The sequence below is a fragment of the Micromonospora sp. NBC_01655 genome (genome assembly GCF_026339755.1).
In the GTDB taxonomy this organism is placed as follows: Bacteria; Actinomycetota; Actinomycetes; order Mycobacteriales; family Micromonosporaceae; genus Micromonospora.
Genome location: NZ_JAPEQF010000001.1, coordinates 4,858,576 through 4,873,353 on the forward strand (window position 1 = coordinate 4,858,576; position 14,778 = coordinate 4,873,353).

General features: G+C 70.4%; 2 protein-coding genes (1 of these 2 only partly in view). Both read right to left on the reverse strand.

The genetic code is table 11. The features are described from left to right. Entirely contained in the window at nucleotides 1-231 is a 231-nt protein-coding gene (locus OOK41_RS22045; RefSeq protein WP_266266552.1) for a hypothetical protein, read from the reverse strand. Further along, on the reverse strand, nucleotides 228-14,778 hold the 3' portion of the coding sequence (locus OOK41_RS22050; protein WP_266266553.1) for a toxin glutamine deamidase domain-containing protein. The gene runs 21,170 nt beyond the window's last position; 14,551 of the gene's 35,721 nt are visible here — the last part of the coding sequence; the start codon falls outside the window, past its right edge; the stop codon is at nucleotides 228-230. Before OOK41_RS22050 ends, OOK41_RS22045 begins: the two co-directional genes overlap by 4 nt.

Sequence of the window (14,778 nt, forward strand, 5' to 3'; positions counted from 1 at the left end):
TCAACCTCGTGCCGCACCGGCCACATCCCCCACTTGATCCGCTTCGACCGGCCGGGTCGACGGGGTGGTGGTCACCGGAACCGTCGACGCCTGCTCGCGCATGACGTAGAGGCCCCTCTCCGCGTCGACCAGCAGGGTGCCGTGTGGACCGTAGATGACAGCAGTGACGTCGTAGCGGTACTGATGGAACGTCCGCTTCGCCTCCACGTTGCGCTCGTTGACCTCGCTCATCTCGGCCGCGTGGGCCGCGAGCTGCTCGGCAGCCGCCCGCGCCGCGTTCCGCTCCGGAATCGCTCCGCCGCCCGGTCCGCTGCCGCTGCCCCGCCGGCCTGCGCCGCCTGCATGCCGTCCGTCCACTGCTGTGCCGCCGTCCGCCAGTCCGCCTCCCGGCCGGTGACGTCCTGCTCCAGTGCGTGCCGCGTCCGGTCCGCCGCCCGCACCGCCCGCTCCGACTGCTGTCGCGTCGTCCCGCGCTGCCGTTCCAACTCGGCGACCCGGTCCTGGGCCCGGGTGAGCCGTTCCCACGCCGCACGCTCCACCGCCTGCGCGGCATCACCGCTGGCCGGCGCCCCATCAGCGGGGGTCGGCGTCTGCGCGGTGTCGGCCGGCGTCTGCGCGGCGAGGGCCGGCGGCACGGCCGCGCGGGCGTCGACCTGGCGCGCCACGGCCTCCCGCGCCGACGACAGCTCGTTCCGGGCTGCGGCGAGGTCACTCTCGACGGCAGTGGTCCTGTCCCGGATGCCGGCCAGTTCCCGGGTCAGCCGTTCGACCTCCAGGGTGCTGCCGGCCGGCGTCGCCGCCACGTCGCCACCCTCGAGGATGCCGGCCGCCGTGGAAGGCGCGGGGGCGCTCTCCCCGCCGGCACCGGCCAGATCCTCACCTGCCGGAACCGTCGCGGTCGCATCGTCTCCCGCCGTCGAGGGCGCCCGCGGAACACCCACCCCGTCCGTCGTCGCTACGAACCGCACCCGACCGGGTCGGGCCGGCCCCCGGGCCAACCCACCCTGCTGACCATCGAGGAACACCACCTTCCCGTCATCGGTCCGCACCACGTTGACCGGGTGTGAGATCCGGTCACCCTCACGCGTCACCACCATCACACCACGGGCCCCCGGCTCCGCGGCCCGCATCACCTCCACCACCGAGTCGTAGTCGGCCGCCTCCACCAACGGGCGACCCGTGTACTGCTTCAGCCACGCCACCGGCAGGTACGCCTCCGGCGGCACCTGGTGCCCGACCCCGTCCACCAACGACATGTCGGTGCCGATCGCCGCCAACACACAGTTCGTCGCGAACTGCTCCCCTCGGTCCCGGTACGGGTTCACCCCACCCAGCCACGGGAACCAGTCCGACACCTCGGCGGGCGACAGGTCACCCGGCAACAACATGTCCTCCGCCGCTCGGCCGGCGATCTCGGCGGACGCGGGACGCGGAGACGGGACTCCGGCCGGCGTCGCGTCCGCCTCGCCGGCGACGCCGGTGCCCGTCGCGGGTGACGTGGCGCTGCTCCCCGCAATCGCGCCGGCCAGATCCTCGGCGTCGACCGGAGCGTCAGGGTCGGCCGGAGGGGGCCACTCCTCCGGTACGGCATCGAGCGTGGGCGAGTAGTCGGATCCGGACAGGCTCGAAGTCGGGTCCTCGGGAAGCGGGCCGAGCTCGGCGTCGGTCGGGTTCAGCGCGGTGTTGCGCCGGGTCGGGGGCACGAGAATGCTGGCGATCGAGCCGGACAGGCTGCCGGTCGCGCTCGTGTTCAGGTTTGCGAGGCTGCCCGTGAGATCGACGGACGAGGATTCGCTCCCCGGCCACTCCTGGCTGCTCTGCGCGTACTCGAGTACGGCCAGCATCTGGTCCAGCTGCGCCAACGGGTTGTCGGCGGTCTGGCTCTCCAGCGCCATCGACCATTTTCTGGTGAGGGTCTCCGGGCTCTCCATGACCTCGGGTTGGTTCGCGTCCGACACCACGAAGACGTAGTTGCTGTCCTTCCGTTCGAGCGGCGGAAGCTCGGGAAGCGAGTCCTGTAGCCCGATCCGGTTGTATTCCTCCCGGCGGTAGGAGAGCTGCTCGTAGAGCTGTTGCTGGTGCTCGTTGAAAGTCTTCGAGGTCTTGCCCTTTTCGAGTTTCGGGACCCGGTCGTCGTAGGACCCCTGGGACCGGACGACGTATTCGCCCGCCTTCGCGATCTTGTTGTTGCCGACGAACTCCCACGCGACGACACGGAGGCCCTCGATCTCGCGCCGGTCGACCTTCTCGAAGAGGATCTTCGCCTCGGTGTTGTGCAGGACGCTCGGTATCATCACCCCCCGGTACACGTGGGCGTCGACCAGACCGTCGGTGACGGCCACGAGCTGGTGGGAGAACTGTTCCCACATGCGGTTGAACCCGGGCGGGTAATTGAAGAAGCTGCCGGTGCCGAGCATGATGTTGTCGAAGATCTGCCCACCGGGCGTCGCCTCGAGCATCCGGTTGCCGCTCTGCTCGGTGATCCGTTCGGCGACGGCGGGGCCGATCTTGCCCCATAGAGCGAGCTTCGACCGGAACTGTTGGACTGCTTCTGGGAACTGGACGTCGAAGTCGCTGTCGCGCTGGTGCTTGAACCACCACTTGGCCGGAGCGGAGAAAGCGTGGTTGTCCGCCATCAACTGTGCGAACGGGGCGACCCTGTCGGCGCCGAACCGGTTGACGACCTCGGCGTCGATCTCGTCGTTGGTCCGACCCTGAGCTTTCAGCCGGAGCTCGAACGTCATCTGTTCCTTGAAGTCCTCGTAGGCATCTCGCAGCTCGCGGTTGTTCCACAGTTTGTCGTAGCGGGACATGCGGAACTCGATCTTGTGCCAGTCTTCCTCGGCCCTCTGGAAGTCGATCGTCGAGCCCTGCGGCACCCGCGACTCCGACGGGGGCCCGGCACCTTCGTCCATCCCGGCCAGGTCCTCATGCTCCGAAAGGGTGGTGGTCGTGTCGTCTGCCACCCTCGCCGGCGGGCGTGGGGTGCCCACGCCGTCGGTGGTCGCCACGAACCGCAACCGGCCAGGCTCGACCGGCCCCCGACCCAGCCCACCCCGCTGACCGTCGAGGAACACCACCCTCCCGTCATCGGTGCGCACCACGTTGACGGCATGGGAAATCCCGCCGCCCTCACCAGTCATGACCAGCACACCCCGGGCACCAGGCTCCGCCCCGGCCATCACCTCCACCACCGCGCCGTAGTCAGCCACCTCCACCAACGGCCGACCCGCGTACCGCTGCAACCACACCACCGGCGACGGCACCTCCGGCGGCACCTGCCAACCCACCCCGCCCGCCAACGACATGTCAGTACCGATCGCCGCCAACACACAGTTCGTGGCCGAATCCCGCCACCGCGAATCCGGACTGTCCGGGTCGTCACCACGACCCGGATTCACACTGCCCAGCCACCCGAACCGGGCCAACACGTCATCCTCCGACAGCTGACTCGGGAGCAACACGTCACCGCGTCCCGCCTCACCAGCCACATCCGGTGGAGAATCCGACCCGCCCGCCTCGGAGTCGTTCCCCGCATCAACCGGCCCATCCGGCACCTCGGGCAACCCCGCCGGCCCGCCAGCACCACCGGACACGGACCACAACCGCACCGTGTGGTCGTCACTGGCGGAGACCACCACCCGTCGGCCCGGCTCGCCCTGCAGCGACGTCACCGTCCGCACCCTGCCGGTGTGGCCCTCCAACGTCAGGAGCAGCGCACCGCTGTCCGCGTTCCAGACCCGCACCGTCCCGTGCGCGTCAGCGGTGGCCAACAGCCGGTCCGACCCCGCCTGCCACGGCGTCACCGCCACCGCCCCGCTGGTGTGGTCCCCCAATGTCAGGAGCGGCGCACCGGTGACCGCATCCCAGACCAACACCGTCCCGTCCTCGCTGGCGGTGGCCAACCGCTGGTCCGACCCCGCCTGCCACGACGTCACCGCCCACACCACGCCGGTGTGGTCCCCCAACGTCAGGAGCGGCGCACCGGTGACCGCGTCCCAGACCCGCACCGTCCCGTCCCAACTGGCGGAAGCCAACCGCCAGTCCGACCCCGCCTGCCACGACGTCAGGGCCACCACACCGCCGGTGTGGCCCCCCAACCTCAGGAGCCGCGCACCGCTGGCCACGTCCCAGACCTGCACCGTCCCGTCCGCCCAGTCGGCGGTGGCCAACCGCCGGTCCGATCCCGCCTGCCACGACGCCATCGCCCCCACACCGCCGGTGTGGCCCCCCAACGTCAGGAGCCGCGCACCGGTGACCGCGTCCCAGACCCGCACCGTCCCGTCGTCGCTGGCGGAGGCCACCCGTGGGCCCGACTCCCCCTGCCACGACGTCACCGCCCACACCGGGCCGACGTGGCCCTCCAAAGCTCGGAGCCGCGCACCGCTGTCCGCATCCCAGACCAACACCGTCCCTTGCATGTCGGCAGTGGCCAACCGCCGGTCCGACCCCGTCTGCCACGACGTCACCGCCACCACACCGTCGGTGTGGTCCGCCAACGTCAGGAGCGGCGCACCGGTGACCGCGTCCCAGACCCGCACCGTCCCGTCGTCGCTGGCGGAGGCCACCCGTGGGCCCGACTCCCCCTGCCACGACGTCACCGCCCACACCGGGCCGACGTGGCCCTCCAACGTCCGGCGCTCCACACCGTCGACCACGTCCGCCGATGATGGGTCAACATCGGTGCGCACCTGTTCGAGGTGCCGGTCCAGCTCCGCGGCCGCTGTCTCGACCTGGCCGAGCCGGTCCCCCAGCCCTCCGAGGTCGCCCGCGGGCAACGAATCGACGTAGGCGTCCACGGTGCGCGGCATCCGCGCACGACTGAGGCCCTGCATCGCCCCGAGATACCGGTCGGACCGTTCCGCCAGGACGGACCGCTCCGGGCTGTCGTCCTGCCCGGGAGCGGTCATCCGCCGCAACACCCGGTCAGCGGCGCCCATACGCGTCGCGTGGCCGCCGGCAAGATCTCGCCACCGCCGGATCAGATCCGCACGCGCAGTGGCGACCCCGAGGTCGGAAACGGGCACCGCCTGCTCACCCGACCCGACCGCACCATCCCCGGCCTGCCCCGGCATCACCGCCGGCCCCACCGGCAACGACGAGATCCGCTCCTCCAACCACTGCCGCGCCAGGCCGAACGCGCTCACCGCGGAGAACAGCTCCGCCCGCCACTGATCGGACACCGCCGGCACCCGCCCCACCACATGCACGTCCTGCACCGGCGGCGACACGCCAAGGGCAGCCCGCAGCTCGGAAACCTGCACTACCGCACCGTCCGTCGACCACAACGACGCCACGTCCTGGCCATGATCCGTCAGGAACCGGTCGAAGTCCGCCACCCCCAGATCCCGCACAGCGGACAGATCGACGATCCGCCGCCCATCTTCTCTCTGGACCCCCTCTGGCAGGTTCTCGTCCGGGTCTTTAGATATTTCGGTCACCACCGGCCGGCCCGGTGCCGTATAGAAGACCCAGGCACCCAGATACACCGCCCGCAACACGTCCGAGGCGGCCTCCGGTACCCTCCCGTCCTCCCGGACCGCCGACACCGGTTCCGCCACCGCCGTCCACACCCGGTCGATCTCCTCCTCGACCCGTTCCACCACCTCCTCGGCCACCACATCGTCAGTCGCCACCAACGCCGCCGCCAGCCGCCGGTTGCGCTCGTCGCCGACCCACCTCTCCAGCCGCAGATCAGGCCGATCCGTCCCCACCGGGAGGGCATCCTCACCCGTCCATCCGCGCGTGAGCCCGACCAGCCGCTCTCCCAACGCCACCAACTGGTCCACCCGCTCACCCATCCGGCGCTGCCCATCCACCCCCACCGCCGGATCACCCACCAGGTCGGAAAGCGCCGCCCTCAGCTCCCCGGCCCAACCCACCCGACCCCGAGCCGCTGCCCCACCCGGCGCCCCCACCGCCTCCGCGATCCCCTCCGCCTCGGCCAGCACACGGGTCCACCCGTCCGCCTCGACCAGATCCCGCGCCTCCCGAAGGCCCCCACCCATCGGCTCGCCCGGGACCAGCTCACCCATCCGCACCGGCCACAGGTCATCCTCGGCCGCGTGCGTCAACACCACCGTCGACGCCCACCCACCGAACCCGTGCACCACCACATACACCGGCTCCCGCAACCCCGACCCCGCCGGCGGCAACGCACCATTCAGGATGTCGAACATCGACGACATGACCGCCTTGGGATCGCCCGGATGCGGCCCCGGTACACCCACCACCAACACCCGCGCACCAGCCGGCACCCACCCCACCGGCCCCACATCCGGCACCCCCGCCGGAATCTCCCCCGCGATCTCCCCGACCAGCAGCTCCGCCTGCCGTAACTGCGTCACCCGCAAACCACGCTCCGACGACGCGCCCGGAAGGAACACCCAACCCCGGAAATACGAGAACGCCCGCTGCCCCAACCGCGCCCAATCCACATCGAGAGGCAGGAGGTACGGCCCATGGTCAAGAGGCAATCCAACCAGCGCCCGACGGGTCAGATATTCAAGGTCAGCCCCCGGAATGTCCGGACGCGCCTGGAACTCCCACAACCACGTCGCGAACGTCTCCCGACCCGAGAAATCGACAGCGACCAACCCACGCGGAACCACTCCCGCGTCCGGGTACGCCACATGCCGCCCGAGGACCGCCACCGCCCCCGACTCGTCACGCGCTGCCCGCAACGCCGCGACCTCGACCAACGTCCGTGGCTGCAATTCAGGAACACCAGACGGGTCGGCACTGTACGGCGACAGCTCGATCACCGCCGCCTCAGGCACCTCCACCCCCACCGCACCATCAAGTAACCGCTCCGCCAGATCCAGCACGTCCTCATGCGCACGGTCCTCGAACGCCACCACCACCCGCCACACCGCATCACGCGCAGGCCGACGCCTCCCCGTCCTCGCCACCCACGCCTCGGCATCCGTCACCGCCTGCTCCCGTGCCACCGCAGCAAGACGCTCCACGTCAGCCCCAGCGCCCCAACCCTCCGGATACACCACCATCCACCCACGACCCGACAGGTGGGCGACGGGAAGGTCCAGTGCGACGGTCCGGTCATGCCAGGGGGCGACACCGCCGTTCTCGTGAGGTCCGGACCCGGCCGGGGCCACGGTGACGTTGACGGAGAACGCCTCGGACAGCAGGTGTGGTAGCGCCCCCGTGAGGCGGGGAACCGACGTCCCCCGCGCATCCAGGGCCTGCCGCAACAACGCCCTGTCGCCCGGGGACAGGCCGGCCCTTCCTTGGTCGAGAACGTTGGTTCTGTCGACGAAGTGGTTGAACGAGTCGCGCAGGTGGTCGCGGACGGCGTCCGGTGTCCGCTCACCCAGCGACGCCGCGACCCCATCCCCCGTCCTGTCGAGGAACTGCGTGAACAACCGATCCCACACGTCCGACCGCAGCAGCCCGGCCGGCAGGGACGGCAACGGCACAGAACCCGAACCGTCCATCCCGGCCAGATCCTCATGCTCCGAAAGGGTGGTGGTCGTGTCGTCTGCCACCCTCGCCGGCGGGCGTGGGGTGCCCACGCCGTCGGTGGTCGCCACGAACCGCAACCGGCCAGGCTCGACCGGCCCCCGACCCAGCCCACCCCGCTGACCGTCGAGGAACACCACCCTCCCGTCATCGGTGCGCACCACGTTGACGGCATGGGAAATCCCGCCGCCCTCACCAGTCATGACCAGCACACCCCGGGCACCAGGCTCCGCCCCGGCCATCACCTCCACCACCGCGCCGTAGTCAGCCACCTCCACCAACGGCCGACCCGCGTACCGCTGCAACCACACCACCGGCGACGGCACCTCCGGCGGCACCTGCCAACCCACCCCGCCCGCCAACGACATGTCAGTACCGATCGCCGCCAACACACAGTTCGTGGCCGAATCCCGCCACCGCGAATCCGGACTGTCCGGGTCGTCACCACGACCCGGATTCACACTGCCCAGCCACCCGAACCGGGCCAACACGTCATCCTCCGACAGCTGACTCGGGAGCAACACGTCACCGCGTCCCGCCTCACCAGCCACATCCGGTGGGGGTGGCGGCTGGTGTGGCGGGGTCGCCTGGCCGGGCAACTCCCGCAAGTCCGGCGCGACACCGCCGGCGTCACCGGCCATCATGGTTTCGCTCGAACCCGCGTCCGCCGGGCCCGCCCCTGCGGGCAAGGACGATCCATCCTGGATGCGCGGACGCTTCGGGGCCCGCCGAGCTCCCGACTCAGCTCGCTCTTTGCGCCGTTTGAGCAACGCCTGCCGGTCTTCGAGCTGCTTTATGAGAGCACCGTAATCCGTCGCATCCCTGCTGAAGAGCCGGAAGACGTATTCGGGTTCGGACGCCGGCGCGTTCGGTCTTGGGACCAACGGCGCCTTGACCACGACGACAACCTCCTTGACGCTCTCGACAGGGACATCCTTTCCGACCGGCCGGCGCCGCTCCCCCACCTCCAACGTGATCGGCGTCCCAGGGGCGAGATTCACCTTCCGCCCATCTAACGTCTTGGCTGAGGTTCTGCTGCCGAGAGAAAAGCCCAGAGGACTAGGCAATCGGCTATGCGAGCCAATTGTGACATCGAATGAATTCACCTGGGAAATGCTCCACCAATGCCCGCGTTCCTCCCACAGCGCCGTTTTGCGCAACAACTCAATGTCGTCGATGGTGGGGGCAGGATTGACCAGTTGCAGATACAGGTCCTGCCCGGCCCCGCTCTTCTCAGCCGGCATTACCACGACCGCGAGGGGTCGACTATCCCGGCCATACCCGAGTCGGAGAATGACCTCCTTCATGCTCCTCGGGATGACAAATGGACTTCCGTCAGCCACCCTGACGGCTGGGATACGGGCTCTCTGGCCTTTTTCACCTTCGGAGCCCTTGCCGAAGAATCGGCTTAATACACCCGTTTTGGGGTCTAAGCCCGCCGCGATGTGATAGAGGGCGCTGACCGTCGGCTCGTCGGGTTGCCACACATGGCCGGGCGCCTTGCCTCTCAGTTCGACCAGCTCGCTGTCAGAAAATTCGCGGTCGATCTCCCGGTAGGCAAACTTTTCGGTGCCGTTGGCCATATACGGGATTTTGATAATACCGACACCCACCCCGTTGACCGATCCGAAATCGATAGCGACCATATCGCCCGGTAGGACCACGTGGTCGACGCGAGCGAGTTGCACGTCGTTGCCGCCCAGCCGGAAGCGTAAACTCGCGTACGCGCCACTGTTGGCTTTGACGAGGGCGGCGACACGGAGGGTGAACGGGTCTTGGAGTTCCCATCGGTAGTCACCTTCCCAGACACCGTCGCCGCTGAGGCCGGCGAGGTACCGGTGGTATGCGTCCAGTTCCTCGGCTTGGCGGCGAGGGGAAAAGGGGCGCTTACCGATGGCCGCGAGGTCGCGGTCAAATTTGTATTGCAGGAGGGACCGGTGAGGCTCGGGAAAGTTCTCTTTCGCCGTGTCGATCCTGGCTTTCAGTAGACCGAGCGCCCTGCTGAAATGGCTATCCCGCCGCTGCTGTTCGTGGTCGGATATCGACTTCCGCTGGTAGCCGCTGGCGATGCGGGCGAGGATGTCGACATCGGTCGGGTCACGAGATTTGAGGATGACGTAACCACCCTTCCACCACACGACGGGGTGTGGGATGGCACCGTCATCGGGCGGCGGGCCGATGTCGTCGTACGGGTCGCCGAACGGATGGTGGATCCGCATCGGCTGGTCCAACCCCTTGGCCAGCACATGGAGAGCGACATGCGTGACTTCGTAACCCACAGATCGGGAGTTTGCGATCTTGTCGAGCCAGATCCGGTGCAGGGCGTCTCGTTGCCGCTCGGACATGTTCTCCGGATCCGGATACGGAAGAAGATCCCTGAACCTCGACGATCCACCCAGGGCGAGTTCCTTGGCCAGTTGGCGGGCCAGCCATCCGCTCAATCCAGTCGGGGTGGTGATGCCTTCCTTCCCCAACTCTTCCCGGTAGGTGTTCAACACCGACTCGTTAAAGACGTAGTTCGGTCTCCAGTCAAGATTTGCGGGATCGAATTCGAACACCTCGCGCGCCCACTTGCCAAATGCCGCCTCGGCAGCGGCTCCAGCGAGCTTCAAGTAGCTGGTGGCTTCCGCCACTTCCTTTTCCCAGTCCGACCTCTGCCCGCCCGACGGCGACCATCCCGAGCCGGCCGCCGGTGTCGTCAGATCGAGTCCTGCCAGCGGGTCATCCCACAACGGAAAGAACTCCGGGTCAAGACCGGAGGGGTCACCTTCCGCTGGGCCGGACGGCTGTCCGTCTGCCTCGGAGTCGTCCGGGGGGTGCCATTCCATCGCCGCCGCCCGCCCCGGCAACGAGTCGGCGGACGACTCCGACGCCTCCGAGTCCGACCCCGGCGACTCCGACCCGGACGCCTGCACCGACCGGGACGCGATGGTGGGCGCCACGAACGACTCCGCCACCGCCAGGATCTGATCGATCTCCCAACCCGTGAACCCGGGCTCGTGCAGATGATCCTCACCCACCGGACCGGTCCTCCGCAGGAAATCCCGATCCGAAGCAGCATGCGGAACCCCAGCGAAATGCTTCAACTCATGCCCGTAGGCCCGAGAGGAAAGACCCGCAAGCCAGTGCGTCTGCTCGATCCGACCCTCGGTGCCGTCAGCACTCACATAGACGTTGTCGCTGTCCCGCAGGTCACTGCCGAAACGACTCAGCCGAACCTTCGTCCGCACCTCCGCCCGCGCCTCCGGACTCACCGCCGGGTCGAACACCACCTCGACCCGCGGTCCACCCCCGGACCTCACAGCCCGGTTGGTCTCCACCACCCATTCCTCAACCGCACGCAACGTCCCCACGATGGAGGCGCGGTCCATGTCCGCATCAGGCTCCAACCGAAGACGGAAAACCACCGCGCCCGACCCACGATGCGCCCAGTAATCGACGAAGACCCGCTCCCCCGCGTCCTTTCCCGCATCCTCCACCCGGAAAGGACGCGCCTCCCCCGGCGTCGGCACCACGCGCAACGGCTCCGGACCCTGCCACGTAAACCGATCCGAGAACACATGCGTCATCTCATCCCACGCAGGCAAAACCCCCGAACTCCGATACGACACCCGCCAACCACCATCAACCGGCTCCACCGAAGGCTCCACACCAGCCGCCCACCCCGACGACGGCACCTCTTTCACGCCGCCCTGGGACGAACCACCCGCAGGACCCCACGCAGACGCCGCCGCACCCCCCGGCAGCGACACGTCACCGCGTACCGCACCGGCCACGTCCGCCGAAGGGTCCGCCTCGACCGGCGGGGTCGACGTCGACGTGGTCCGTGCTGCCACGTCCACGTGGTGTTCGAGGGGCGACGGGTCACGGGGGCGGTCGGTCCCGTCCGGTGTCAGGACGATGTACCAGATGCCGTCCGGTCCGGCGTCCTCGCCGGCCCGGTCGTTGGCCCAGGTGCCGAGCATCCGCATGCTGCCGGTGTGGATCTGGTTGCGGGCGGGTTCGTACCAGTGCAGTTGCGTGGGGTCCAGGAGGACCGCCCCGGCGGCGGCCGTGGACCCGGCCACGGCCAGCACCCGGGCACCGGGGCGCTGATCGGCCGGCAGTTCACGGGTCGGCCGGCTCACGGTGAACCCGAGCCCGGGGACGGCGTCCAGCATGTCGGCGAGCATGTCGGCGCGGTGCTGCGGGGCGTACGCCAACCAGGCGGCGGCCACGGCGTCGGGGCGGCCGGTCTCCACCGGCCCAGCCGGCGGCGTGCTGGTGGGCTCCGGCCAGGCCGTGGTGTCCAGGCCATCGGCCAATGCTCGTAGGCCGGCGGCGTCGACCGGCGGGACGGCCTGGGTGACCCACCGGTGGGCCAGGTACCCCTGGTGGCGGTTCAGGTTCTCCACCAGGCCGGTCACCGCCGTGGCGAAGTCCTGCCTCGACCCGATCTCCGCCTCGTGCAGGATCTCCAGCCGGGAGTCCACGTCGGGCCGGCCCCGGTGGGCGGCCAGGTCGTCCTGGACGCGCTGCGGCAGCCGCCGCACGGCGTCGTCGAGGGTCTCCGGGCGGCCGGTGACGTCCAGCCGCACCATTTCTCCACCCGGGTAGGCGAGGTACGGGGGTTGGGTGGTGGTGCCGTCGCCGACCCGCAGTTCGACCGGGATCGTCAGGCTCGCGGCGAGGTCCCGGGCCAGTCGTACCCGGTCCAGTTCGTGTACGGCGGACTCGTCCGCCGGGGCGGTCGCGGCATTGTCGGCCTGCCGGGTCGGGTCGGTGCTCAGCACCACGCGTGCCGGGAGTGCGTCGCCGTGCCGGGTGCGTACCGCGCGTTTCAGTTCCTGGACGACGGACCGGCCGTGGCCGGAGCGGGCGATCTCGGCCAGCTTCACGTCCACGTCCACGACCGGGGTGCCGCGCGGGACCGGTGGGACCGGCAACGCCATCGCGTCGAATTGATGTTGTGCGGCGTCCCGGGCGGCCTTGCGGGCGGTCCTGGCCTCGTCGAGCACCCGGACGGTGTTGGTGTGCGCCCGCGCGGCGATGTCGCGGGCCCGGAACTCCTCGCTCGCGGTCTCGGCCTGCCGGCGCAGGTCCGGCAGCTCCGAACGGACCCGGTCGAGGTGCGATCCGGCGTCCCGGAGGTCGCTGGTGGCTTTCTCCAGCACCGTGCGGGCCTCGTCCAGTTCCCGCCGCGCCTGGTCAAGCTGCGCCTGGGCGGCGGCCCGCCGTGGCTCGTCCTGGCTGGTGGCGAGGTCGTCGACCGCCTGCCGGGCCGCAGACTCCCGTTCCTGTAGCCGGGTCACCTCCGCGTCGAGTTCCGGCATCGCACGCTTGAGGTGGTCGATGTTCTCCTCAAGGCGGGCACGTTCACCCTCGGCGGTGGTGACGGCGGTCCTGGCGGCGTCGAGCGACTCCTCCGCAGCCTCCCGGGCACCCTGCGCGACCCGTTCGCCCCGGCGGGCCTGGTCGAGGTCGTCCTCGGCGCGCTGGAGTTCCTGGGTGGCCTGCTGGAGGCGCTCCCGCGTCACCTGCCGCACCCGGGCAGCCTCGACATCCGGGGTGGCCGGCGCCGGATCGGGATCCGGTGCCGTGGTGAACAGCCGGTCGGCGAGGTGCCGCAGTGCCGGCCCACGGGTGCCGGTGGCGTTGTCCGCGAGGTGGCCGATCGTCTCGGCCCACTGTTGCCGCTGCGGGGCGGAGAGGGTGTCGCGGGCGTTGCGCACCAGTGTGGTGACGGCGTCATCGGCAACGTTCAGGCCGGCGAGCGCGTCGGCGGTGAGGTGCAGGATCTGCGCGTCGACGGCGTCGACCGGGCCGTCGAGGGTGGCCGCCAGGTAGCCGAGGACGGACACGGCGGCCGGGTCGGCCAGATCCGGCCGGGCCAGCAGGTTGGTCAGCAACTCCTGCCGCCCGGTCGGCATCCCCGGGGCAGGCGCCGGGGTCCCGGCCGCTGTCGGTGCCGAGGCCGGTGGGGTGGGGCCGAGCAGGTAGTGGTATCCGTCGTCGAGGTGGCCGTAGCGGGCCAGGGTGAGCAGCGCGTCCCGGGCGGCGAGACCGACGTCGTGGGGCTGTCCCGCCCGGCGGATCTGAAGCGCGCTGTGCGCCCGGTCGGAGAGCAGGTCCGTCCGATGGTCGTCGAGGAAGGCGCGGGAGTCGCCCCAGTCGCCGATGGCGAGCCACTCGTCGAGCGAGGCGGATGCCGGGGGCATCGGATGATGCACGACGTGGGCCGGCGGTAGTGGGGTGTCCGCCGTTCCGGCCCAGGTGTCGGCCGGTGCGGGTAGTGCCCGGATCAGGTCGGCGGGGGTGGAGACGTCCTCCCACGCGTGGGCCAGGTCGGTCGCGCTCGCCCCGGACGCGGTCACCCCGGCGGCGACCCGGCCGGCGTCGTCCCGGGTCAGGTCGGTGAGCAGCTTGGCGACGCGGTGCAACCGCTGCCGCTCGATGATGTCGAGCGCGTCGCGGAGCGTCGCCGCGTCGCGGCCGGCTGCCGTGGGCAGCTCGGTCAGGGCTTGCAGGGTCTCCGGCCAGTTCTGCGGGGGGTTGATGGTCCACGCGGCGGAGGCGATGGCCCGGAAGGTGTCCAGTGCGCCGACGGCCGGGTCGAGGATGTCGGCCACGGCCCGCAGGATGCCGGCGTCGGAGACCGCCTCCGGCTCCGGCCCCGGCCGGGTGACCCGGGGGTCGGCGTCGACGAGGCCGGCCAGCGCCCGCAGCCCGGCGGGGGCGGTCGGGTCGATCGAGTCGGTCGGGGCGGTCGGTGCCACCGCGGCCACCGCGCCGGCGAGCACACGGTGCCGGGCCGCCGCGTCGGCGGCGTCGAGGTAGCGGTACGCGGCGGCCAGGTGTCCGGCCCGGATCGCGTCGAGCAGGGCACGGTGCCGGTCGAGGACCGGATCGCCGGATGGTGCCGGGGTCGTCCCGGGCCGGGCCGCGTCGGGCTGGGCCGGCGGGATCGGAGGTGACGCCTGCCGGGCCTGCTGCTGGTCCCGCGTCAGCCGCGTCGCGTTCGGGTCGGCGCGCAGCGTCCCGAGGTTCGCCTCCGCGAACTGCCGGGACGCCGCCCAGTTGCCGTCCTGAAGGAGCCAGCTCGTCAGCACGTCGGGCTCGACCAGGGTGACGGCCGGCGCCCCGGCGAGTACGTCCTGGAACTGCTGGGCGTCGAGGGTCCGCTCGGCCGTCCCGAGGGCGAACGGGTCGTAGAGCCGGTACGTGCCGTCGGCGTCGACACGTACCGCGGCGGCACCCTGGGGACGGGTGATCCACAGTCGCGTGCCGGGGCGCAGCGTGGCCGGTGCCTGGGGCAGCGGC

Bases quoted from the DNA above. Each gene is read 5' to 3' on its own strand.
- OOK41_RS22045 (WP_266266552.1), bottom strand. From the start codon at position 231: ATGAGCGAGGTCAACGAGCGCAACGTGGAGGCGAAGCGGACGTTCCAT.